15 protein-coding genes are annotated in these 23,939 nt (G+C 65.1%); 3 read left to right on the top strand and 12 right to left on the bottom strand.

Annotated features, from left to right (window positions below):
* Positions 1 to 19 precede the first annotated feature (19 nt).
* The 3 genes from BMY31_RS01345 to BMY31_RS01335 all read right to left on the bottom strand — a co-directional run bounded on the left by BMY31_RS01345 (position 20) and on the right by BMY31_RS01335 (position 4,434).
* Positions 20 to 1,294: a lipopolysaccharide biosynthesis protein gene (locus tag BMY31_RS01345; RefSeq protein ID WP_091007556.1), complete on the bottom strand. Its 1,275-nt coding sequence runs from the start codon at positions 1,292 to 1,294 to the stop codon at positions 20 to 22.
* 180 nt (positions 1,295 to 1,474) lie between these two features.
* On the bottom strand, positions 1,475 to 1,750 hold the full coding sequence (locus BMY31_RS01340; RefSeq protein WP_078686485.1) for a NifU family protein: 276 nt from the start codon (positions 1,748 to 1,750) through the stop codon (positions 1,475 to 1,477).
* Between the two features lie 146 nt (positions 1,751 to 1,896).
* Entirely contained in the window at positions 1,897 to 4,434 is a 2,538-nt protein-coding gene (locus tag BMY31_RS01335; protein WP_091007553.1) for a U32 family peptidase, read from the bottom strand.
* A 118-nt stretch (positions 4,435 to 4,552) separates the two neighbouring features.
* Between BMY31_RS01335 and BMY31_RS01330 the strand changes: the two genes are divergently transcribed.
* Complete coding sequence (locus BMY31_RS01330; RefSeq protein ID WP_078686483.1) at positions 4,553 to 5,233, top strand: glycosyltransferase family 2 protein; 681 nt, start codon at positions 4,553 to 4,555, stop codon at positions 5,231 to 5,233.
* Positions 5,234 to 5,243: 10 nt separating this feature from the next.
* Positions 5,244 to 5,585 carry a DUF2304 domain-containing protein gene (locus BMY31_RS01325; protein WP_078686482.1) on the top strand — a complete coding sequence of 114 codons (342 nt, stop codon included), beginning with the start codon at positions 5,244 to 5,246 and terminating at the stop codon, positions 5,583 to 5,585.
* Between the two features lie 157 nt (positions 5,586 to 5,742).
* On the opposite strand, the gene tyrS is transcribed toward BMY31_RS01325, so the two are convergent.
* On the bottom strand, positions 5,743 to 6,960 hold the full coding sequence (gene tyrS / locus BMY31_RS01320) for a tyrosine--tRNA ligase (protein ID WP_091007550.1): 1,218 nt from the start codon (positions 6,958 to 6,960) through the stop codon (positions 5,743 to 5,745).
* A 213-nt stretch (positions 6,961 to 7,173) separates the two neighbouring features.
* Here tyrS and BMY31_RS01315 point away from each other — a divergent pair, with 213 nt between their 5' ends.
* On the top strand, positions 7,174 to 9,105 hold the full coding sequence (locus BMY31_RS01315; RefSeq protein ID WP_091007548.1) for a DUF4422 domain-containing protein: 1,932 nt from the start codon (positions 7,174 to 7,176) through the stop codon (positions 9,103 to 9,105).
* Positions 9,106 to 9,255: 150 nt separating this feature from the next.
* Here BMY31_RS01315 and BMY31_RS01310 read toward each other — a convergent pair whose 3' ends face one another.
* The 8 genes from BMY31_RS01310 to BMY31_RS01275 all read right to left on the bottom strand — a co-directional run bounded on the left by BMY31_RS01310 (position 9,256) and on the right by BMY31_RS01275 (position 23,902).
* Positions 9,256 to 11,658: a glycosyltransferase family 2 protein gene (locus BMY31_RS01310; RefSeq protein WP_091007546.1), complete on the bottom strand. Its 2,403-nt coding sequence runs from the start codon at positions 11,656 to 11,658 to the stop codon at positions 9,256 to 9,258.
* Between the two features lie 6 nt (positions 11,659 to 11,664).
* Positions 11,665 to 12,678, bottom strand: coding sequence for a dTDP-glucose 4,6-dehydratase (gene rfbB, locus BMY31_RS01305; protein ID WP_078686478.1), 1,014 nt, complete (start codon positions 12,676 to 12,678; stop codon positions 11,665 to 11,667).
* 9 nt (positions 12,679 to 12,687) lie between these two features.
* On the bottom strand, positions 12,688 to 14,139 hold the full coding sequence (locus tag BMY31_RS01300; protein ID WP_078686477.1) for a sugar nucleotide-binding protein: 1,452 nt from the start codon (positions 14,137 to 14,139) through the stop codon (positions 12,688 to 12,690).
* A gap of 7 nt (positions 14,140 to 14,146) precedes the next feature.
* Entirely contained in the window at positions 14,147 to 15,049 is a 903-nt protein-coding gene (gene rfbA / locus BMY31_RS01295; protein WP_078686476.1) for a glucose-1-phosphate thymidylyltransferase RfbA, read from the bottom strand.
* 140 nt (positions 15,050 to 15,189) lie between these two features.
* Positions 15,190 to 17,520 carry a glycosyltransferase gene (locus BMY31_RS01290; RefSeq protein WP_091007543.1) on the bottom strand — a complete coding sequence of 777 codons (2,331 nt, stop codon included), beginning with the start codon at positions 17,518 to 17,520 and terminating at the stop codon, positions 15,190 to 15,192.
* Positions 17,521 to 17,529: 9 nt separating this feature from the next.
* Positions 17,530 to 19,479 (bottom strand): glycosyltransferase, encoded by a 1,950-nt coding sequence (locus BMY31_RS01285; protein ID WP_143802906.1) that lies wholly within the window; start codon positions 19,477 to 19,479, stop codon positions 17,530 to 17,532.
* A gap of 57 nt (positions 19,480 to 19,536) precedes the next feature.
* Positions 19,537 to 21,990: a glycosyltransferase family 2 protein gene (locus tag BMY31_RS01280; protein ID WP_091007537.1), complete on the bottom strand. Its 2,454-nt coding sequence runs from the start codon at positions 21,988 to 21,990 to the stop codon at positions 19,537 to 19,539.
* Between the two features lie 136 nt (positions 21,991 to 22,126).
* Entirely contained in the window at positions 22,127 to 23,902 is a 1,776-nt protein-coding gene (locus BMY31_RS01275; protein ID WP_143802905.1) for a DUF4012 domain-containing protein, read from the bottom strand.
* Positions 23,903 to 23,939: the final 37 nt, after the last annotated feature.

Below are 23,939 nucleotides of genomic sequence, written 5' to 3'. Positions count from 1 at the left end.
TCTCCCCTAGTAATTCCAACTAGCTTCGAACGGACTGCCGCTTTGCAAGCTTTGCAATCCTCGCACATGCAATGGCCAGACCGGCTGCCATCGAAATGACCACGACAAAGTTAATGCCATTCATGCCGAATAGCATCTCAAGAGGAATAACGAGCGCAAGCGAAACCGCAAACGCCGCCGCATCGGTAACCAGCAGCCCCTTCATGTCCCTACAGACAATCAGCACATCCGAAAAGAGCCAAAGGAACGCGATGAGGCCCGTACCGACCAGCACCATGGGGAACAGATACACGTAGTCCGTAATCGACTGTCCGTATACCAAAGGCAGCAAAACCGGTCCAGCAAGCGAAAGGCCAACCGCAACGAAGCCAACCACAGCCAGCATAAGGAGAGCAGCCTTCTTCAGATACGAAATGAAAGAGCCCATGTCCCCAGACGTCCATCGCTCGGCAAGCGGAACAAGAGACGGCGAGTAGAGGAAGCGAGCCATGGCCTGAACCAGCACGGCAGGAGTTGCAACCGCAGCGTACAGACCAAGCTGGTCGACACCGAAGGCATAGCTGTAATACTGCCTCGCAACAGAGACAACCATACTAATAAGTAACGTGGCAACAACCATTGGCCAGCACTCGAACAGAAGACTACGCGCATCCGCCCATGAGATCGTCGGACGAAGGGATGCGAAGCGAAGGGCATGCGGAATGTCATACATAACCGTCACCAATGCGCAGGCAACAAACATCCCGAAGACGGCAAGATCAATGCTGTGCGCAACGAAAAGCGCGCACGAGAAGGACAAGACGATCAAGACACCGCGAAGGAACTGCGACACTCCAATGTAGTCCATCCTCTCCGCACGCTGGTCAACGCCGTAAAGGACGTCAGAAAATGCCTCGTCCACCTTAAAGAGCAGATATATGAATACCGTCAGGAATATGGAAGGTTCACCCGAGACGAACAGGGCGTACGGAGAGACGAGAGCAACGCCGATGGCAATGGTGAGAATCCTAAACGCACAGTAGTTGGCATGCGTATAGCGACCCTCAACGTCGGACACCTGAAAGGTTCTCATCGAATAGGTTCCTATGGGGTTAAACATCACGCCCACAGTCATGGCCAACGCAAGAATGCCTGAATCGGTATACCCCGAAAGGATAACCACAAGGACGGTAGTGAGCCACTGGCACCCCTGGTACATAAGGCTCCCAATGGTGTTAAAGAGGATGTTCCTCCTCAGCGACACGGGGGCTGGGACGCCTTTGGTGGAAACCTTACCAGACCTATCTTCCGTCATATATATCCTCAGCGTTCAATTGCTTGCGTTGCATCGGCATACTCGCCAGCGCAAATCAGACCCATAAATGATAACCCCCTAGGCTGAGCGTCCTTACTCATTCCACAGCGGAAAGAACACGAGAAGGCGGTGCGCCAAGCCATAGCACACCGCCTCCAATATTCTTCCAGCGAGAAGGGCTTACCACTCCATGGCAGGCTGGACCTTCGTCACGCCCGGCACGTGCTCCATAAGGATGCGCTCGATGCCCTCGCTCATGTCAATGCTCGAGAGCGGGCATCCTGCGCACGCGCCCTGCATCTCAAGGGTAACGACGCCCTGGTCGTCGACGTTCACGAGCGCAACGTCGCCGCCGTCGGCCTGGAGGCTCTGGCGAATCACGTCGAGGGTAGCCTCGAGGAGCTCGACGTTGACGGGGGTCTTGGCGTTCTCTTGCTTGGTCTGGTTCTCTGCCATGTCTAAACGGTCCTTCCTTGCCCGGCGGGAGCGAGCAAGCGTGCCCGCTGCTCTCGGCGAAATCCCACCGCGTTACTTTCAATTGGTTCAAGTCTACCCATTCGCCCGCGCTGCTCAGGCGAGAAACCCAAACGACATTGGGAGATCTAGGCGATTCCCGCAAAGAGGTGGCCCGAGACCGAGCCCTGGGCGCGGGCGGCGGGACGCCTGCCCTGGCGAACGGCCTCGACCGCGCGCACGACTCGCTGGACGGCAAAGGCCGCCTCGTCGGCGTCGAGCAGGGTGCAGTCGGCCATCAGGCGGCTGACGCCGGCCGCAAGGAGCTCGGTGGCCTGCGGAGTCGCATCGAGCGGGTGCGCCGAGTAGATGCGGCTGCGCCCCTGCAGGTCGGTGCGCACGGGAAGGAGCGAGCCGTCCTGGTCACGCAGCGAGTTCTTCTGCTGGCGCAGCTTGCAGCGCGCGCATTCGTGGATGCACCTATTGGCCGCCTGCAGCACGCAGTGCTCGCTAGTCATGGCACGCGTGCGACCCGAGACCACGAGCCCGACGGGAACCGAGGAGCGAGGCGCGAGGGCGCAGATCTCCTCGAGCGTGAGTTCGGGAGACAGCCAGAATCCCTGGGCCCCGGCCCGCTCGAGCTCGACCAGGCAGCTCTCGTTGTGGACGGGAATGCAGGGGCGAACCTCAGCCGCGGCGCCACGCTCGACGGCAAGCGCGAGCTCGCTCACGTTGCCCACGCCGCAGGCCCTCCCCTCGCGAACGAAGGGGTCGAGGCGCTCGTGGTCGCACTCGCGGCAGACCTCGTCCAGCCAAGGCACGACTTGCACGCCCTCGGGCCAATCCGCGTCGCGGTCGGCCAAAAGGGTGTCCGCCGTCGCATAGATGCGCGTGGCGCCGGCCTCGGCAGCCGCACGGGCAACCGCGGCGGAGGGGACGAGTGCGCAGACCTCAGCCGAGGCGTCGCGAGAGCCAGGAGTGGCGATGCCGCACGCCCCCCTCTTCTCCGAGGACGCGGCCGCAAGCTCGTCCACGGACGGAACGGAAGCCAGGTCCCGCTCGCGCACGGAGGCGCTCGATGGCCCAAGGATCTTCTGCACGAGCAGCTCACAGGCGGCCGCGCGCACCTTGTGCACCGCCGAAAAGCCCATGCCGCAGCCCTCGTCGAGCTCGACGTCAAAGGAGACAGGGTCAAAGGGCGTCTGTCCCATCCGGCCCACGTGCTCCACAAGGTCGCCCTCGCAGACGGCCTTGGTCCTTGCAGGCTCGACGACGAAGCCCTCGGCACGAGCGATGATGCCATCAAGCGTCTCGAGCTCCACGCAGAAGGGCTCCCCCTGCCTGGCAAGAACGCGGACGGCAACCTTGCGCTTGGGGGCGTCTTCGCCCTTGGCGGCTCGCGCTCCGGCGTCCATCGCGGCCTGGGACCGGATGACGCGCACGGGTGCGCCGACCTCCATGGGTCGGGAGGCAATGCAGGTGATGGTCGCACCGGCGTCGGCGTCGTCCTGGGCGTGGACGGTGAGGAACTGGGTGGGGTCTGCGATGGGGCGAACCTCGAGCAGGTCACCCTTGCCCACGTGGCGGTCGAGCACGATGTCGACCTCGGCGCGCGTGATGGTGCGGAATCGGTCGCGGCCGCCGGCACGACCACCTCGCTTGACCTTGGAGCTTCCCAGGTCACGGGTCGCGATGACCTTGCCGACGAGCTCTCCACGGTTGTTGGAGCGCTCGTAGCTCATCATGTCGTTGTCGGAGCGGTGATCGAGGTAGCTGTTGGTAAAGTCACGATTGAAGGCTCGCTTCAGAAGCTCGCGACGGGCATCCTCGCTCCCCTTCGGAGGAATGCGGCCCGCATCAAGGTCATCAAGCTGGGCGCGGTACGCCGAGATGACGGAGTGGACGTAGTCGGGGGCCTTCATGCGGCCCTCGACCTTGAGCGAGCCCAGGCCTGCCTTGGCAAGGCGCTCGACGTCGTCGAAGGTGCAGTAGTCCCTGGGGCACAGCGGCCGGTCCCAGCCGACGGGCGCGATGCGCTTTCCATCCTGGTTGACCAGCTCGTACTTCAGGCGGCAAGGCTGTGCGCACAGGCCGCGGTTCGCCGAGCGGCTGCCGGCGAGCGAACTCATCATGCAGACGCCCGAGTAGCAGAAGCAGAGCGCCCCGTGTCCGAACCCCTCAAGCTCCACGCCCTCCCGGGCAATGCGCTCGATCTCGGCAACGGAAAGCTCGCGCGAGAGCGTGACGCGGTCGACACCCAGGTCACGGCACCAGGCGGTTCCCCTGGCATCGTGGACGTTGGCCTGGGTCGACACGTGAACCTCGATCTGCGGCCACAGGCGTTGGATCTCGGAGAGGAGCCCCCAGTCTTGGATGATGAACGCATCGGCACCGAGCAGCCACGCGCGTCTGACGAGCGCCAGCGCCGCCGGCATCTCCTCGGTCCTGATGACGACGTTCTCGGTGACGTAGACGCGTGCGCCCGCAAGGTGCGCGGCGCGGCAAGCCTCGGCGAACGTCTCGTCCGTGAAGTTGCGTGCTCCGCGGCGAGCGTTGAAATCGTTGCCCAGGCCGCAGTAGATGGCATCCGCCCCTGCCGCCAGGGCAGCGTTGAAGGGCTCGGGACCACCTGCCGGCGCCAAGAGCTCGGGTACGGAGTGGTTGTCTCTGAACTGCTTCTTTCTCATGCCTCTGCCTTCGTAGCGGGGAACACTCGTGTGGTATCCAGCTGGAAATTATGGGGTTGACTAGGCATTAGGTATAATTCATCCGAAGCGCAGACAACTTCGTTCTGGAGTTCTTACAGTGAAAATCCTTGCAATTGTTCCTGCCTACAATGAAGAAGAGTGCCTCGAGTCAACCATCGCGGAGCTTACCTCGACGTGCCCCGACGTCGACTATCTCGTAATCAACGACGGGTCAAGCGACTCGACAGGACCCATCTGCGACAGCCTCGGGCTCAACCACGTCGACCTTCCCATCAACTGCGGCCTCGCATCCGGCTTCAGAACCGGCATGAAGTACGCCCTCAGGAACGGCTACGACGCAGCCGTCCAGATCGACTCGGATGGGCAGCACATCCCATCGTACATTCCCGTGATGGCAGAGGCCCTCTCCCAGAAGAAGGCGGACGTCGTCATCGCGTCCAGGAATCTCGCAGGTGGAGGGGCCGTTGGAGCTCGAGGCATCGGCGCAAAGCTCATCACCGGACTCATCAGGTTCGCCTCCGGCCAGGTCATCTCTGACCCGACGTCTGGAATGCGCATGTACAACAGGAAGATGATCGAGAAGTTCGCAAAGAGCTTCGACCTCCAGCCCGAGCCCGATGCCATGGCATACCTCATCCGCAAGGGCGCGACGGTCGTCGAGGTCCCGGCAGAAATGCGAGACAGGCAGGGCGGAACGAGCTATCTCAACTTCTTCAAATCAATCTCCTACATGGCCAGGACCTGCCTGTCCATCATTCTCTTCATCTGGTTCAGATAGGACGGTAACCATGTCATCCCTGCTCAGAGTCATCCTTGCAATCGGGGCGTTCGTCGCCCTGGGTGTGGTAATCAACCGCGTCAAGAAGGGCAAGATCCGTGTCGCCGATTCGATCTTCTGGGTCGTGTCCGCAGCCGTCCTCGTCGTCGTCGCGATCTTCCCAGGGATAGCGTTCTTCTTCTCGGGACTTCTGGGGTTCCTCTCCCCCAGCAACTTTGTCTTCGTCGTCATCATCGCCCTCATGCTCATCAAGCTCTTCAGCCTGAGCTGCGAGCTCTCGCGCCAGACGAACCGAATCGACGAGCTTTCCCAGGAGATCGCCCTTCACAACAAGAAGACCGACGGCGATTAGTCAATAAGCGTGTTGCATCAAAGCCAAAATCAAAGCGGCTGGCATCAAAAAAGATGTCAGCCGCTATTTACATGCATTGGTCTCAAACACAATACCCCATAAGACGAGGAGGGCGCCCTTGGGGACGCCCTCCTCTACTGTTCAGTTATAGGTGACTTTACACCAGCTTCGCCCAGCGCTTCTTGCCAGACTGGACCGTGGTGCCCGCAGAGAAGAGCGCGGGATCCACGTTGTAGCTCTTCGGCGCAACGGGCTCGCCGTTGACCTTGACGCCACCGCCGTCGATCAGGCGACGGCCCTCGCCGGCGGACTTGCAGATCTCGAGGTCGGCCAGAAGCTTGGCCAGGTAGACCTTGCCCTCGTCGTTGGTGACGACCAGGCTCATCGGGAACTCCTTGACGTCGTCGGGCACCTCGTTCTTCTTGAACTGGGCGTCGAAGGCGTCCTCGGCCTTCTGGCCCTCGCCCTCGCCGTGGTACAGGTCGACGATGTTGCGGGCCAGCTGGCGCTTGAGCTTGTAGGGGTCGGCGGTGCCATCCTCGAACGCCTTGTCGATGGCGTCGACCTCGTCCACGGGCAGCGTGGAGCACAGGCGGAAGTACATCGGGACGATCTCGTCGGCGATGGACATGAGCTTGCCGTACATGTCGTTGGGGGCATCGGTGAGGCCGACGTAGTTCTTGTAGGACTTGGACATCTTCTTGTGGCCGTCCAGACCCACAAGCAGGGGCACCGTAAGGGCGACCTGCGGCTCCATGTCCATGGAGCGCATGAGGTCTCGGCCAGCAAGCAGGTTGAAGATCTGGTCGTTGCCGCCCATCTCGAGGTCGGCCTTGATCACGACGGAGTCGTAGGCCTGCAGCACGGGATAGATGAACTCGTGCAGGCTGATGGAGAGGCCATTGGTGTAGCGGTTGTGGAAGTCCTCGCGCTCGAGGATGCGCGCGACGTTGAACTGGCTCATGAGCTCGAGCATCTTGCTCAGGTCGAGGGGCTTCAGCCAGTCGCCGTTGTGGACGATGGTGGTCTTCTGGGGGTCGAGCACCTTCATGGCCTGCGCGACGTAGGTCTTGGCGTTTGCCTCAACCTGCTCCTCGGTGAGGGGCGGTCGGGTGCTGTCGCGACCGGAGGGGTCGCCGATGAGCGCCGTGCCGTTGCCGATGATGAGCGTGACATGGTGACCGAGGTCCTGGAACTGGCGCATCTTGCGCAGGGGCACCGCGTGGCCCAGGTGCAGGTCGGGACTCGTGGGATCGACGCCCAGCTTGATGTTGAGGGGCTCGCCCTTCGCGAGCTTCTTCTTGAGCTCCTCCAGAGGAACCACCTGCATGGTTCCAGACAGGATGACCTTCAGCTGCTCATCTACGGAAAGCACGTTCTTCTCCTTTGGGTAAGTCGGTAGCGCCCTCGACAATCAGGCGGCAAAAGGGACGCCCCAGAGCCGCGCGGCCGACCATCGGTGCTGTTACAGAGACACGAATATAGAGAATACCGCAGACTTCGCGGGGCGGCATTTGGGAATGCTATCCTTTTCCCAAACAACTGGTCATTCACGATATCTTCCGCAGGAAGGTCACCAGGAGGCAGCATGGCGCAGGATGCCAACACTTCCATCAAGCTATTCGTCTCGACCCACAAGGGCGGGGTCCACTTTCCCGACAACGAGCTGATCTGCCCCATAGAGGTGGGCGCCGCGCTCCATGCGCAGAAGCTCGAGGGCATGCTCCACGACGACGAGGGCGAGAACATCTCGCAGAAGAACCCGCGCTACTGCGAGCTGACGGCCCAGTACTGGGCGTGGAAGAACGCCGATGCCGACTACTACGGCTTCATGCACTATCGCCGCTACCTGAGCTTCGATCAGAGCCAGCACTACCCCACCAACCGCTTTGGCGACGTCCTGATGGACGCCAACGACGACGCCACCCTGGCCAAGCTGGGCTACGACGACCCCGAGGCCATGCGCAAGCTCATCGAGCAGTACGACCTCATCGTTCCCGAGAAGGGCGGCTTCCAGGGCAGCACCACCATCGGCTATGCCTACTACAACTCCTGGGAGCAGAAGAAGGAGGACCTCGACTGCGTGATGGACATCATCGCGGAGCGCTACCCGGAGTTCAGCGGCATCGCGAAGGACTACCTCAACCGCAGCGAGGGCTACTTCTGCAACGTCTTCATCATGAAGAGAGACCTCTTCCAGGCATACTCCACCTGGCTGTTCGACATCCTCGAGGAGCACGAGAGGCGCCGCGCCGAGGCCCTCGAGAGCTACGACGTCACCAGCAACCGCGTGAGCGGCTACCTAGCCGAACGCCTGTGCGGCATCTACCTGACCTGGCTCATAGAGCAGAAGGGCGTCAAGTACACCACGCTGCAGCGCGCGCTGTTCGCCGACGTCGACGAGGCCCAGACCCTCGAGCCCGCCTGGGATGCCTCCAAGGAGGAGTCAGAGCCGGTCGCGCTGGTCTTCTCGGCCAACGACTTCTACTCCCCCTACCTGGGAGCGCTGCTGAAGTCCGTGGCAGACAACTGCTCTGACCACAGGAAGTACGACATCATCGTCCTGCACGAGGACTTCACCCAGAAGAACATCGACCTCATGCGCCAGATGGTGGAGGCTCCCAACATCAGCCTGCGCTTCCTGAAGGTAACCGCGGCCATGCGCGCCTACCAGAGCAAGCTGTACCTGCGCGGCCACTTCAAGGTCGAGACCTACTTCCGTCTGCTGCTTCCGCAGATGCTGCCTGACTACCACAAGGTGCTCTACCTTGACGCCGACATGATCTGCCTGCACGACGTGGCCGAGCTCTTCGACACCGACGTCGAGGGCTGCCTGGTTGCGGCCGTGCGCGACCCCGACACCGCGGGCCTCTACAACGGCGCTCCCCACAGCGGCACCGACGCGGTCGCCAAGAACAAGTACATGGACGAGATCCTCAAGATCAAGCACCCCTACGACTACTTCCAGGCCGGTACCATCGTCTTCAACCTGGACGAGTGGCGCCGCGCCTACACGCCGGAGGAGATCTTCAGCTTTGCCTCGTCGTACGACTGGCAGCTGCTTGACCAGGACGTCCTGAACTACCTGTGCCAGGGTCGCGTCAAGTACGTCGACATGGCCTGGAACGTGATGATGGACTGGGTGGGCATCCGGATCAAGGACATCATCATCCGCGCGCCGCGCGACATCTACCAGGCATACATGGCATCGCGCAAGAACCCCTACGTCGTGCACTACGCGGGGCCCGAGAAGCCCTGGAACAGCCCCGCCTGCGACTACTCCGAGCACTTCTGGAGATACGCCCGCCAGACGCCGTTCTACGAGGTCGCACTGCACCGCATGTGCCAGGCGCCCGCGAACGACAAGGTTCCCGGCTCGGGCAAGCTTACCCCGAAGGAGTTCGCGTACCAGAAGGTGGCCACCCCCATCGTCAGGTTCTTCCTGCCGCTGGACAGCAAGCGCTTCAAGAAGGCGCGCAGCATCTACCGCAAGATCCACCCGCGCGGCGAGAACTACTAGGGAGGGCGCGGCGGACGAGCCGACGCCCCCTCCCCGAAACCGAACGAGCAAGGTCCCCGGCAGCCTGGCTGTCGGGGACCTTGTGGCATCAAGCACTATGGTTGCGCACTTCTCCGACGCGCGCGGCGTCGCGCGGGCAAGAATTGCCCGCTAGCGCAGGTGGAACTGCGCCTCCCACTGGTTGAAGTTCGGGTTGATGGAGGGGTCTCCCGCCACGAAGCGCTCGGCATGGCGAGCAGCAAGGATGGCGTACTCCTTGAGGAAGCGGGCCTGCTGGCGCGTGTCGGTGGACTCGCGTCCGCGCGACGAGAACTCCTTGTGGTAGAGCACGGCGTAGGGCGTGTACGTGACGGCATATCCCGCGTCGCGTGCGCGCAGGCAGAAGTCGCCGTCGTTGAAGGCGACGGCCAGAGCCTCATCGTAGCCGCCCAGCTCATCGAAGACCGAGCGTCGCACCAGCTGGCAGGCACCCGTGACCATGGTCGAGTCATGCGGCAGGCAGACGTTGCGGTCGTGGTCGACGAGGTTGGCCGGAGTGGTCTCGCCCAGGTGCATGAACATGCCGTTGGGGTTGTACGCCATGCCGGCGTGCTGGATGAGGCCGTCGGGAAAGACCAGCTTGGCACCGACGACGGCAACCTCGGGGCGCTGCGCGAGGGCCGCGACGAGCTCCTCGATCCAGTCGTCCGCAATCACCTGGGTGTCGTTGTTCAAAAACAGCAGGAGGTCGCCCGTGGCGCTGCGGGCCCCCTCGTTGACGATGGCGGAGTAGTTGAACGTGCCGGCGACCTCGGGCCTCCACGTCACCACCCGCACGCGCGAATCGGCCGCGCTGACCTCGTCGTAATAGTCGAAGGTTGCCCGCGAGGTACTGTTGTTCTCGACCACGACGACCTCGAAGTCGGGATAGCTGCTCTTCTTGAGGATGCTCTCGAGGCAGGGCCTCAGAAGGTCAACGTGATCCTTGCTGGGAATGACGACGCTCACCTTGGGAAGCGGGCTCGGCAGCTCGTAGCGTACACGCAGACTCTGGGGCACGGGGCCGTCTTGCACCGTGGCGCTCACGCCGCAGCGCCCGAGATGCCCCTCGAGCGCGACGCGGGCCGCGACCATGTCCTCCAGGGAGCGGTCCTCGCGCGCATGGTAGAGCACGCGCGGCACCTGCACGACGGCGGCCTCGAGCTCGAAGGCACGCAGGGCGCGCCAGTAGCCGCTCGCGCCCGCGCACTCGCCGGGCACGGGGCCCATGCGACGCAGGAGCTTTCCCGAGACCATCTGAAGGCTCCCGATGTAGTTGTGAGAGCGAAGCTTCTCGAGGTTGGGGCAGGTCTTGAGGCGGGGCGAGAAGAGCCTGCCCCCGGACAGGCGGTCCTCGTCGCAGTAGAGGAACTCTGCCTGACGGTGCCGGCGGATGCCCTGGTCGAAGCACTCGAGCGCATCGGCCTCAAGAAGGTCCCCGGAGCGCACGAAGCCGACGTAGTCCGCATCAACCTGCTCGAGCGCGGCGACCTCGAGCTCGCCGCGCGGCGCGTCCGCAACGACGAGCGACCTGATGCGGCCGTCCTCTTCCACGCGAGCGGCGACTTCGGGCTCGGGCGCGACGGGACCGACCAGGACGGCCTGCCAGCCCTGGTGGGTCTGCCTGAGGATGGAGTCCAAGGTCTCGTAGAGCTCATGCTCTTCTCCCCTGGCATATGACACGACGAGGGCGAAGCTCGGGTCATCCGGATGCTTCGGGCGCGGCTGGCACGAAAGGTTCGCCTTGCGCTCGCGCACGAGCCAGCGCTCCCACTCGTCGGCGTTCGCGGCGCCCACGGGCGCCTGGCCGAAGGTGCGCAGGTGCCTGCCGATGCGGGCGGGGCAGATGGACGCAAAGTCGCGGTTCTCGCCGAACTCGCCCAAAGACGTCGCCATGACGAACGTGTCGAGCCCCTTGGGCAGGACGGCCGAAAACGTCACGATGCGGCGCGATCCGTCGTCGACGCCCGAGGGGACCACCTGGTCCTCGAGCAGGCAGAGCCTGAAGTCGACGGGCCTCATGGAGGAGTCGAAGACCCTCAGCTCGGGCTGCTCGCCCTCGCAGGGGAAGGCGAAGGTCACGCTCGTGCGCCAGGCAACGCTGCCGTCCGGGAGCGGCCACGCGCCCAGGATGGTTATGGGCGAGGGCGTGCTGGAGCAGCGCTCCTCGCTCCCGCGCATCAGGCGCGTTCTCTCGGGCGTGCACGTGCTCAGGAAGCGTGACTGGAACTTGCTCGTCACGCGCGAGAACACGAAGGACGCCAGCGGAGCGCCCTCGAGCGAGCCCAGGCGCACCTCCACCCTGAGGTCGACGGCGAGCAGCGGGAACGCGAGCACCCAGGCCTTGAGGCTCCCCTGGGAAAGCGACGGCGGGCAGCTCTGGGGCATCGTCTTGACCGGAACCTCAACGCCCTCGGGCGTGCGAGCCACGCCGACGATCCTCGGAAGCGACTCGGCGGTCCTTACAAGGGCGTAGCCGTAGCCCTCGCCACGGCACACGCCCTCAAGCCTGAAGTTGTCCGTCCGCCTCGCCATGCGGCGCTACTGTCCCTGCTTGGCGTACTTGGCCTCGGTGGCCTCCTTGGCGGGACGCCACCAGTCCTCGTGCTCGCGGTACCACGCGATGGTCTGGTCCAGGCCCTCGCTGAAGTTCGTGTGCCGGGGCTTCCAACCGAGCTCCTCGACAAGCTTGGTGTTGTCGATGGCGTAGCGGCGGTCGTGGCCGGGGCGGTCGCGCACCCAGTCGAAGTCGTCGGCGTCCCTACCCATGCGCTCGAGGATGGCGCGCAGCACGTCGATGTTGCTGCGCTCGCCGTCGGCACCGATCAGGTAGGTCTCGCCCATGCGGCCCTTGGTGAGGATGTCCCACACGCCCGAGGAGTGGTCCTCGGTGTGGATCCAGTCGCGCACGTTCTTGCCGTCGCCGTAGAGCTTGGGGCGGACGCCGTCGATGATGTTGGTGATCTGTCGAGGGATGAACTTCTCGACGTGCTGGTAGGGGCCGTAGTTGTTGGAACAGTTCGAGATCGTGGTGCGCAGGCCGTAGGTGCGCGTCCACGCGCGGACCAGCAGGTCGGAGCTCGCCTTGGAGGAGCTGTAGGGGCTACTGGGCTTGTACGGGTCGTCGGGGCGGAAGCGGCGCGGCTCGTCCAGCGCGAGGTCGCCGTAGACCTCGTCGGTCGAGACGTGGTGGTAGCGCACGTCGTACTTCCTCACGGCCTCGAGCAGGCGGTAGGTGCCGACGATGTTGGTCTGCACGAACGGGTCGGGGTTCGCGATGGAGTTGTCGTTGTGGCTCTCGGCGGCGTAGTGGACGATCGCGTCGTGGCCGGGCACGATGCGATCGAGCAGCTCGGAGTCGCAGATGTCGCCCACGACCAGCTCGACGCGGTCCTTGGGAAGGCCCTCGATGTTGGCGGGGTTGCCCGCGTAGGTCAGCTTGTCGAGCACCGTGACGTGGGTCTCGGGATGGTTCTTGACGACGTAGTGCACGAAGTTGCTGCCGATGAAGCCGCAGCCACCCGTGACGATGATGTTCTTGTACTCCTCAGCCATGCCGGCCTCCTAGTCGATCTTGGTGCTCATGTACTCGGAAAGGCAGTCGCGCCAGTCGCGCGGCTCGAAGCCCGTGGTCTCGATCTTCGCGAGGTCAAGCGTCGAGAAGTGCGGCCTGGGAGCAATGGGGCCCTCTGCCGAGGCAAAGTAGTCCTCGGTGCTCACGGGCTTGACCGCGTCGCCGTTGCCGTTGCGCGCCTCGAACACCTCGCGGGCAATCTGTGCCCAGCTGACGGTCTCGCCGGAGCAGGTCATATCGTAGGTGCCGAAGGCCGCGCGGGAGTCCAGCAGGTGGAAGATGCCGCGCGCAAGCTCGGAGGTGAAGGTGAGCCTGCCCAGCTGGTCGTCGACGACCGTCACCTGCGAGAGGCCGTCGCCCTCGTCCGCAACGCGATCGGAGAGGCCGGCCATGGTGCGGGCGAAGTTGTGGCCGTCGCCCACGACCCAGCTGGTCCTGCAGATGTAGTGCGCGGGGCAGCCCGCCACGGCCACGTCACCGGCAGCCTTGGCGGCGCCGTAGACGGAGAGCGGGGCCAGGGGCTCGGACTCGTCGTGGAGCTCCCGCGTGCCGTCGAAGACGTAGTCGCTCGAGATGTGCACAAGGGTGATGCCGTGCTCGGCGCAGGTGCGGGCAAGAAGTGCGGGGCCCGTCGCGTTGGCTGCCCAGCAGATGGAGCGGCCCTCGGGGGTCTCGGCACGGTCGACCGCGGTGTAGCCGCCGCAGTTGATCACGGTACCGTAGAGATCCCAGTCATACTGGCAATACTGCTCGGAGCGGGACATGTCGAAGGTGTCGATGTCGCAGAAGTCGAAGTACGAGACAACCCCGCGCTTCTCCGCCAGCGCCCTGACGGCGCGGCCGAGCTGGCCGTTGCAACCGGTGACCAGGGTGCGCTTGGGCCTCATGGGCACGACGTCGGAGAGCATGGGATGCCCGAGGTCGGCCTCGGAGAGCGTCGCCTGGTCCAGCGGGATGGGCCACTCGATGGCGAGTTGGGGGTCGGCCAGGTTCACGAAGGTGTAGGTCTTCTTGAGCTCGGCGGACCAGTGGGCGTTCACCAGGTAGGTGTAGGCCGTGCCGTCCTCGAGCGCCTGGAAGCTGTTGCCCACGCCGCGCGGGACGAAGATCGCCTTGGAGGGGTCGAGGGTGCAGGTGAAGACCTTGCCGAAGGTCTCGCTCCCCTCCCTCAGGTCAACCCAGGCGCCGAAGACGGAGCCTGCAGCGATGGAGATGAACTTGTCCCAGGGCTCGGCGTGGATGCCGCGCGTGACGCCCTTGTTCGCGTTGAAGCTCACGTTGTTCTGCACCACGTGCAGGTCGGGAATGCCCAGCGCGACCATCTTGGCGCGCTGATAGTTCTCCTTGAACCAGCCGCGGCTGTCGCCGTGAACCGAAAGGTCGAGGACCTTGAGCCCTTCGATGCCGGTCTCTACGACGGAAAGTTCCTTCTCGAAGTCCATGTGCTCCCTAATCCTTGTTCCTGCAGCTGGGGACGATGCCGCCCTCGGCGACAACCCTCAGGTGCTTTCCGTAGTCGCTCTTGCCGTAGCGGTCCGCGCACTCGAGCAGGCGCTCGCGCGAGACCCAGCCGTTCTCGAAGGCGATCTCCTCCGGGACGGACACGGGCAGGTCCTGCGCCTTCTGGACCGTGCGCACGAACTGGGACGCCTCGAAGAGCGACTCCATGGTGCCGGTGTCCAGCCACGCGTAGCCGCGGCCCAGCGTGATGACGTCGAGCGAGCCGTCCTCCAGGTACATACGGTTGAGGTCGGTGATCTCGTACTCGCCGCGCGCCGACGGGGTGACGCGGGCGGCCATCTCGGTCACGCGGGCGTCGTAGAAGTACAGGCCCGTGACCGCGTAGTTGCTCTTGGGCTCGGCGGGCTTCTCCTCGATGGAGACGGCGTTGTAGTCGTCGTCGAACTCGACCACGCCGAAGCGCTCGGGGTCGTCCACGCGGTAGCCGAAGACCGTGGCGCGCCCGGAGGCGGCGGCCGCGGCGGCCTCCCTCAGGTGGCGCGACAGGCCGTTGCCGTAGAAGATGTTGTCGCCCAGGACGAGCGCGCAGGGCTCGCCGGCCACGAAGTCGGCGCCGATCACGAAGGCCTGCGCGAGGCCGTTGGGCTCGGGCTGCTCCGCGTAGGAGAGGCTCACGCCGAAGTCCGAGCCGTCGCCCAGCAGGCGCTGGAAGTTGGGCAGGTCCTTGGGCGTCGAGATGATGAGGATGTCGCGGATGCCCGCGAGCATGAGCGTGGAGAGCGGGTAGTAGACCATCGGCTTGTCGTACACGGGCAGGAGCTGCTTGCTCGTGACCGTGGTGAGCGGGTACAGGCGCGTGCCCGACCCGCCCGCGAGAATGATGCCTTTCAAACTGGCCTCCTTGAGAAACCTATTCTGGCAAATAGACATAGCGAATATAGTTTACCAGTCGCATCTGCGTGCACAAAAATGCCGCTTATCGCTCGAGCGGGGCATCCATACAGGTGGCGGGAACGGCAGCCGAGAAGTGCCTAGGCGCCAAAGTAGAGGTTGTCCTCCCCCACGTCAGGCGTGTAGTACGGGTCCGAGCCGACGAAGCGGAAGCCGAAGCGCCTCAGGAGCTCGCGACGGCATGCGAGCTCGCCAGATTCCTCCGCAGACGCGCCGGCCGTCCTCAGCCCAGCCGTAACCCGGACGCTCACGTAGTTCTGCTGCATGGAGAGGCGCCCCTCCTCGGCGAGCGAGAGGCAGAGCCCCACCACGGCGTAGTCGCCGAGCGTCGCGTCATAGTGGCTCGCGAGGTCGTCCGCCGCGACGGCGAAGCAGTCCGAGCCGACGGCGCTCGCCGCATGCGGAAGCCTGTTGTACTCGTAGTAGCCCATCTTCGAGGCGGGGTACTCGGGGTAGACGCGCTTGGGCCTGCGGTGCCCGTCGACGAGCACGCCAGCACACGCCAGAAGGCCGCTCTCGAAGACCGAGCGCGCGCCCACGCAGCCCGCCATGCCAGAGGCAAGGGGGCCGATCATGTCCGGAAGCCACTCGCCCTCGGGAGGCGCGGTGACGCGCGGGCCCAGCACGAGCACGTGCGAGGCCGCGGCATGGCCCCGGGCGACCTCGCGCGCAAGGTCGGCGCCGGCGTCCAGCACGACGACCTCGGCATCGACGTCCGCGGCCGCCAGCTCCAGCTGCCTCCTGAGCTGACCAACCAGCGCGTCGGCGTCGGACGACTGCTTGTCGCGCTGGACCACGACCAGCAGGGACAGGTCCACTGGCAGCTCAAAGCGCAGGTCGCAGCGACCCTCGAAGCGGCCGCCCACGTCGGCGCGCGCCTTGACGCCACAGCGGTCAAGGTGGCTCTGGACCGCGAGCCGCTCGGCCTCGAGCGCATAGGACTTCTGGCCCACGCCCTTGCCGGCGGTCGAGTTCTCGTGCATGCGCCAGTGGTAGAGCACGCGCGGGACGTGCGCGACGCGACGTGCGCGCTCGCCCACGAGGAGGGTCATGTTGTGATCCTGCGAGCCGTCGAACTCGCGGCCCGGAAGCCCTTCGAGCCCCTCCACCACGGAGCGGCGGACGCAGAGCATGTGGCAGACATAGTTCTGCGCGCACAGCAAGATGGGGTCCCAGTCGCTCTTGTGGAAGGGGCCAATCAGGCGCCCGTCCAGAAGGTGGTCCTCGTCACAGTACAGAAGGTCAGTCTCGGGGTGGAGGCTGACCTCGCGCGCGTACCACCAGAGCGCATCAGGCTCGATGGTGTCGTCGTGATCGAGGAAGCACAGGAAGTCGCCGGTGGCGGCACGGATTCCCGCGTTGGTGTTGAGCGTAATGCCCTGGTTGTCCTCGAGCTCGACGCTGCGCACGCGCTCGTCGGAGCAAACGATCTCCTCAACGCGCGCGCAAAGGCCGTCGTCTTCGGGACTCGCGTTGACCAAGAGGAGCTCAAGGTCGGGATACGTCTGGGCCAGCACCGAGTCGACCATCTGGTCAAGAAAGTCGCGCGGCGTCTTGTAGAGTGGCACGATGATCGAGAACGTGGGGCGCTGCGCAAACTCCCCGAGCGAGCGGCGCTGCGCCTCGAGCTCGGCCTCGCGCGTAAGCGCATCGGGGCCCTCCGCGGGCTCGACCTCGGCGACGGAGGACTGGGCCAGACGAGTGCGCTCCCTCAGCTGCCCAAGCTCGTACGGCTCGACGACGATGAAGTCTGACCTTCGGTCGCCCTCCTTCAAGCGCGCGAAGACGGCGACGGTCTCGACCCCTTGCGTCAGTGCCAGCGAGAAGCGCTGCCTACGCCGCATGAGGCCGCCCTCCCCCTCGACATCGCACTCGTCCGAGAGCGCGCAGGCCACACGCGTGACGTTGGCGCCCGAGAGGTCGAAGGCCTCGACGGACACGGGCGAGATCGCCGTGGCCTCGTCGAAGCAGTCATAGCCCAGCTCGCCCACCAGCACATCGTGGTCGCCGTCCTCGACGACGGCCGCAAGTTGGAGGCAGAGCGAGGCCGGCCCCAGCTTCTGGTCGACGTTCCTGATCGCCTCGGCACGCTCATCCTTGCGGAGGGTGTTGAGCGAGGAGGAGAGCCTGGCGCCCAGGGGGCTCAGTCGCTTGGAGGCCGATGCCAGAAGCTCGCCGCGCTCGTCTCGGACCTCGACCGTGAGGGTCTGGACGCACTCGAGCACCGGCAGGTAAGCCACAGCCTCGTCGGGTCCCAACGCGCGCAGGCAGCACGGCAGGGCCCTGCCCTCGCGGTCGCCGTTGCGCGCGGACGCGAGGGCGCCATCGGGCGCGGTCACGCTCACGGAAACGAAGACCTGGCCGCGGCCGCGCGTGACCCTGCCGAACGAGATGCTGGCTTCTTCTTTCACCTAAAACTCCTAACGACCCAGGCCATAGTAGCCACGGTCATCATAAACGTGCTGGTAATACGGGCTGTCACCGTCATACAGCCACGGGTGGCGCTCCATGAGCCACGCGTCCTCGGCCGCGTCGGGGCGCATGCAGAGACGCTCGCGCGCATAGCCGCGCGGCGTCACCCTCACCGCGGCCATGGGCGCCTCGACGCACGAGAGGCCTGCCTCCCTTGCGCGAGCGCACAGGTCCGCGCTCCACCAGGCGCCTGCCCGGGCGTCGATGCCACCCAGCTCTCGCAGGGTGCTGGCGGACAGCATGAGGCACTGACCCGTGAGCGCCGAGACCTCGTGCGGGAAGACCTCGTAGCCCCTGGCCTGGTGGTCGCCCTCCGGGAAGTAGCGGTCGACCAGGCGGGGTCCGGACGTCGTCGGGATGAGCGCGCCGCCCCACTTGGTGCCGTCGGCGAGGCGCGCCTTTGCGCCCGCGACGCCGACGCCCTCCCTCATCGCGAGCACGAAGAGCTTGCTCACCAGATTGGCCTCACCCGGCAGGGCGCTGCCGTCCATGAGCAGCACGTAGTCCGCGTCCGTCGCGTGGCACGCGGCGTCAGCCGCCTCCAGACGCTCGACAAGGCCGCCGAGCCTACCGGTGCAGACGACCTCGAGGCCAGGCCACGGAAGCTCTTCTCCCCGGGCAAGCTCGTCGGAATCGCCCATGAACACCAGGCTCACCTTGGGGCGCGGCGCGTCCTCGTCGAGGATCGTCACGTAGCAGTGGGCCATCGTGGGGACGTTCTCGACGTGGGCGGGCACGCCGATCGCATGCAGGTGCTCCTCGATGGCGACGCGACCGGCCTCGAGGGACTCGGGCTTGGCCTGGCTGTTTCCCGCCGTGGACGTGGCGTTGACGCGCCAGTGGTAGAGGATGCCGCGGGCGTGGTGCACGTGGCGCAGACGCTCGCTCGCCACCAGCGTCATGCGATGGTCCTGTGCGCCGTCGTACTTGCTCGAGCCCTCGGGGAGGCTCTCGAGCAGCGAGCGGCGGATGGTAAGCATGTGGCACACGTAGTTGTTGGTCTCGAGCAAAAGCTGGCTGAAGTCCGGCTTGAACGAGGGGAACACGTAGCGTCCGCCCTCGAGCTTGTCCTCGTCGCAGTACATGAGGTCGATCTGGTCGTCGTCCCGCAGGGCGCGCGCGTAGCTGAAGAGCACGTCGGGCTCGAGGATGTCGTCGTGGTCGAAGAAGCAGACGAAGTCGCCCCGGGCGACGTCGGTACCCGCGGCGGTGTTCAGCGTGATGCCCAAGTTGCGCTCGAGCTCGACCACGCGGACGCGCCCGTCGCGCTCCTGGTACTCCGCCACCTTCCGCGCGAGCTCGGCATCACCGGGCGTCGAGTTGACCAGGACGAGCTCCAGCCTGTCGTAGGTCTGCCCCAGCACGGAGTCGGCCATGTCGACGAAGAAGTCGACCGGAGTGTGGTAGAGCGGGACGATGACCGAGAAGAGCGGGCGCTCCGGCCAGCCGGCCTGCACTCGACGCTGCTCGTCCAGGGTCGCCTGGGGCGTACGGTGCGTGCGGAACCAGGCATCGTAGCCGTCGTTCGCCTCGATGGGAAGGCGCTCGCGCGCGAACTCGTCGCGCAGGGCGTCGAGCTGCCCCTGGGCCAGCCCGGCCGAGCCGCGGTGCTCGCCGAGCGCGAACGACAGCTCGAGCTCGCGGGCCTCGCGCGGAAGCTCGGCCGAGAGCCAGAGGTGGCGCATGCGCGGGAGCGTCCCCTTGGAATCGGTGCCGTCGCCGATCACGACCGAGGGCGCAGGCCCTTCTCCCCCGTTCCAGCTGACGGAGAGGGGCCCCTCGCAGGGAGTCTCCCCCTCGGTCCCGTCCGGCACGAACGAGGCGCGCAGCTGGAGGATGTCGGTGTTGAACACGGTCGCGATGACCCGGTAATCAGAAAAGCTAACGTCGGAAGGCACGGGGCCACATCCCATCTTTCGCCGTCCCCATCTGGGCAAGCGGTCGATCGTCAAAGGCTAGTCGAGGTACTTCTTGAGGGCGCGATGCTCTGACATGCGCACGAGGCCCGGGTTGAGGTACGGGTCGCCCTCGACGAAGTAGCGCGGGTACATCTGCATCATGCGGCCGTTCTCGCGGCACGAGCGCAGGGCCGCGGGACCGTGGCGGTGCTGCCCGCGCGAGATAGACTCGTAGTGGTAGATCTCGACGTCAGGGTTGTAGAGCACGCGCTTGCCAAGACCCTGGATGCGCAGACAGAGGTCAATGTCGTTGTACTCGACCGCGAAGGTCTCATCCATCCCGCCCACGGCCTCGTAGGTCTCGCGCGAGGTCATCAGGCAGGCACCCGTGACCGCGGTCAGGTCCTGCGCCAGGTTGCAGAAGTTGAAGTAGTCCTGCGTGTGGGACGGCAGCATCTTGCCAAAGTGACCGGGCGCGGCGAAGTGGAAGAACACGCCGGCGTGCTGGATGAGTCCATCGGGATAGAGGAGCTTGCAGCCGACGGCGCCGATGTCCTCGCGGCGGCAGGGGCCCACCAGCTGCTCGAGCCAGCCCGGGGTGATGACCTCGGTGTCGTTGTTGAGCATGAGGAAGTAGTCACCCTTGGCGTGCGAGAAGCCAAAGTTGACGGTCCTGGCGAAGTTGAAGCGGCCCGCCTCGGTCTTCTCGCGCACCACGCGGACCCTTTCCCAGCGGCGCTCGGCCTGCTCGTAGTACAAGAAGGTCTCGTCCTCGGTGCTGTTGTTTTCGACGACGATGACCTCGTAGTTGGGATAGGTGGTCCGCTGCGCGATGGAAGCCAGGCAGCGGTCGAGCACGTCGACCTGGTCCTTGTTGGGGATGACGATGGAGACCAGGGGGTGCTCGGCAAACTGGTAGTCGACGTGGTAGACGTTGGGCGTGCGCTCGTCCATGCGGGCGACGGCGTCGATGCCGCAGCGGTCCAGGTGCTCCTGCACCGACTTGACCCCCGCCAGCGAGGTGTAGCTCTTCGAGCCAGGGTCCGCGGCCGTAGACTGCGGGTGCACGCGCCAGTGATAGAGCACCTTGCGCGCATGGAAGACGTTGCGCGCAAGCTCGCCCACGCGCAGGGTCATGTTCTGGTCCTGCGCGCCGTCGTAGCTGCCGTCGGGAAGCTCCAGCCCGTCGACCACGGACTTGCGCACCGTCAGCAGGTGGCAGACGTAGTTGCAGGAGCACAGCAGGTCGGGAGACCAGTCGGGCTTGAGGAACGCCTGGCAGAAGTGGCCGTCGATCAGCTTGTCCTCGTCGCAGTACAGGAGGTCCGTCCGAGGGTAGCGCTCGATGCCGCGAGCGTAGTGGTACAGCAGGTCGGGCTCGATCACGTCGTCGTGGTCGAGGAAGCACAGGAAGTCACCGCTGGCGGCACGGATGCCCTCGTTGGTGTTCAGGGTGATGCCGCGGTTCTCGTCCAGGTTCAGCACGCGGACCCTCGCGTCGCGCTCGCACGCCGCGCTCACGACCTGCGCCAGGCGCTCGTCCTCGGGAGACGCGTTAACCAGGACGAGCTCGAGGCGGCCGTAGGTCTGCGCAAGCACCGACTCGAGCATCTGGTCGAAGTACTCGAGGGGCGTCTTGTAGAGGGGGACGATGAACGAGAAGAGCGGACCGCCCTCGAACGAGACGCGGCGCTGTGCCTGGAGCTCGGCCTCGCTCGCGCGCACGTTCCTCAGGAACCACCCCTCCCACTCGGGGTCGCGGTCAGCCGAGAGCGTGCGCGCGTAGAACGAGCCGCGCAGCGCCGCGAGGTCGTGCCCCAGCGCGACGCAGAACGCCTCGGTCGCTCCCCTGGCGCCGAGGGGATCGGCAGCCCCCTCCTCCGCCAAGAGGCAGAGCACCAGCTCGTCGATGTTGGAGCACACGCGCGCCGAGAACGTGACGCGGCGCTCTCTCAGGCCCGGCACCTCGTCCGAGTCGACGACCTTGTCGCCGAGGCACACGAGCGGTGCCAGGAGGGCGTCGGAGCCCGTGGAGTCCAGCAGCCTGACGTTGCCAAGCACTTCTCGCCCGAGGCCATCACCCCTCAGGCAGACCTCGCAGTGGATGACTTCGACGTCAGCGTCGAAGGGAATGAGGTCGTAGATCCTGACGTCCGCCGTCGAGGCGGCGCGGGCGTCGCTGTTTCTGATGGAGGCCGCGGCGCCGTTGCGGGTCGCGGTGTTGACCTGGGAGGCGAGGCGCGCCATGCGGGGGCGAATCGTCTTGGTGGCCGTACCCTCGACATTGCCGGCCGCATCAAGCGCGACGACGGTCAGGGTCTGGTCGACGGCGAGCACGGGGACCACCGCGACGACGTAGCCGGACTGAGGGTCCCTGTGCCAGGTGGCGGGAAGGGCGGTGCCGTCGCTCGTGGAGGACGCGACGTTCAGGCCGTCGCTTGGCCCAAGGCCCTCGACGCGAACGAAGATCTTACCCGAGCCTCGGGTCGTCTCCCTGAAGCTGACGCTCATCTATCTACCTCTTGTTCCCCCGCCCTGACGGGCTTTCGCACGATTCTTTCTTCTTCATTATGAAGCACGACGGCCCGCCACAAGGCGTGGCAGGCCGCGAGAGCTTCTCTAGTGCGCGTTGTTCAGCCTCAAGGCATTACCAACCTGCAGATTCCTGGGCCGTGGGCGTCATGTGAACGTTGAGCGTATCGCCCGCGCCGGCGGGAATCGTCACGTCGTAGGTGACCGTGAGGGTCTGCCCCATGCCGAAGGACACGAGGGCGCTGTAAGAGCTGATGCCTAGCGTCTCGTCCAGGTCGTTCACCGCACTGCCGTCGCTTATCGCGACGTTCGAGACGGTGCCTCCCGAGGGGGCCACGATGTAGAGCCACTCGGTGATGTTGGTCTTGTCGTAGCTCTGGTTGCCGCCCAAGACGTAGTCGGGAGCGCCGGCCGCCGTCGCGGAGTCGAGCATGTTGGTGAGCGACGTGGTCACCTTGAACGTCCTCGAGCCGTCGGCGTTGACCGTGGGAGCCGAGACCTCGCTCCCGGACTTGAGGTACCACTCGATCTTGGAGAACGAGACGTTGTTCATGTAGAAGCCGACCGTCGGGGTCTTGTCCTCGGTGAACTGGCCGGACGCGCCGATGGCCTTCATGGCGGCCTCCTCGTTCTCGTTGGCCATCCAGACCTGCAGCCTGCCGTCGTCCATGGACGAGTTGAGGGTCTCGTAGAGGTCCTTCACGTTCACACCACCCAGGTCGCTGGTCAGCTTGTTGAACGAGAGCGCGGCGACCTCGGCAAAGAACAGGTCGGTCTGGTCGGAGGGCATGGTCCAGTAGGAGTCGTGCATGAGGACCGCGGCGGCATTGCTGCCGTCGACGGTGACGCCGTTAGAGGTGGTCACGCCGCCCGTAAGGGCGAGGAGCCTCTGCAGGAAGACGGGGTCTACCGCAATGGTGCCGTCGATGTGCCCACCCACGAGGGCCTGCCAGAACTGGGCGGCCACGTTGCCGGCGCGGCTGAAGTCGTACATGAAGCCGGTGGACCCGGGATTGGTCGCGATGCTGGGGCCGAATGCCGCAAGCTCGCCTCCGGAGACAGAGGGGTTGGCGCCGGCGGGAGGTTCGATGTTCTGGAGGGTCTTGGAGTCGGTCAGGGAGATGTGGCCATCGGTCACGGTGACCAGGCACCAGGAGCCATAGAAGCCACCCGTCGAGCGGATCTCGACGTTGTTCTGGGCGATCAGCAGGTAGTTGCGGGTCTGCCCGTCCTTGCCGAGCATGTCGGGAAGAATCGGGAGCAGGCTGTTGGCCTTGTCGATCGCGGAGGCAGCCTTGCCCATCTTCTCCTTCGCCTTGTCGAGCACGCCGGCGACCTGCGGCAGATGGGCGTCGGGGAGCGACTGGACGGCTTCGGCGTCGCGTGTGACGACCGGGGCCGCGGTCGCGAACACGTCCGAGAGCGACTCGAGCGCCTCGACGTTGATGGAGCCGTTCTTCACGAGGTTCTTCAGGTTGACCTCGTCGGCGTTGATGGCCAGTGGCGCGATGGCGTTGTCGGACAGGTCGACGAGCACGTCGCCGAGCTTGCGGACGCTCCTCACGTCGTCGCCCAGCACGGGGACGAAGGAGGCAATGGTCCAGGCGGGGTCGTCGAGCTCGTTCTGGATGTTGTGGACCGAGATGTTCATGTTGGAGGCGACGGAACGGGTGGTCTCCGCGTCACCGCTCTTGACGGACTCCTTGAGCTGGTCGACCGAGTCCATGACCACCTGCGCGTCAGCCTTGACGCTCTTGACGGAGCGATACAGGCGGAAGCCCGTGACGCCACCAATGGCCACCAGAAGCAGCAGGATCACGGCGATCACCTTAGCGACCACGTGGCGGTTCTCGCGCTCCGGCTCGATGGGCTGCCATCCGTTCGAACTCATGCTGCCTCCGTCCGCGTAGGAGTTGAAACCGACCGGC

The organism is Parafannyhessea umbonata, assembly GCF_900111255.1.
GTDB lineage: Bacteria > Actinomycetota > Coriobacteriia > Coriobacteriales > Atopobiaceae > Olsenella_J > Olsenella_J umbonata_A.
This window is presented reverse-complemented; position numbering and strand designations above follow the sequence as displayed.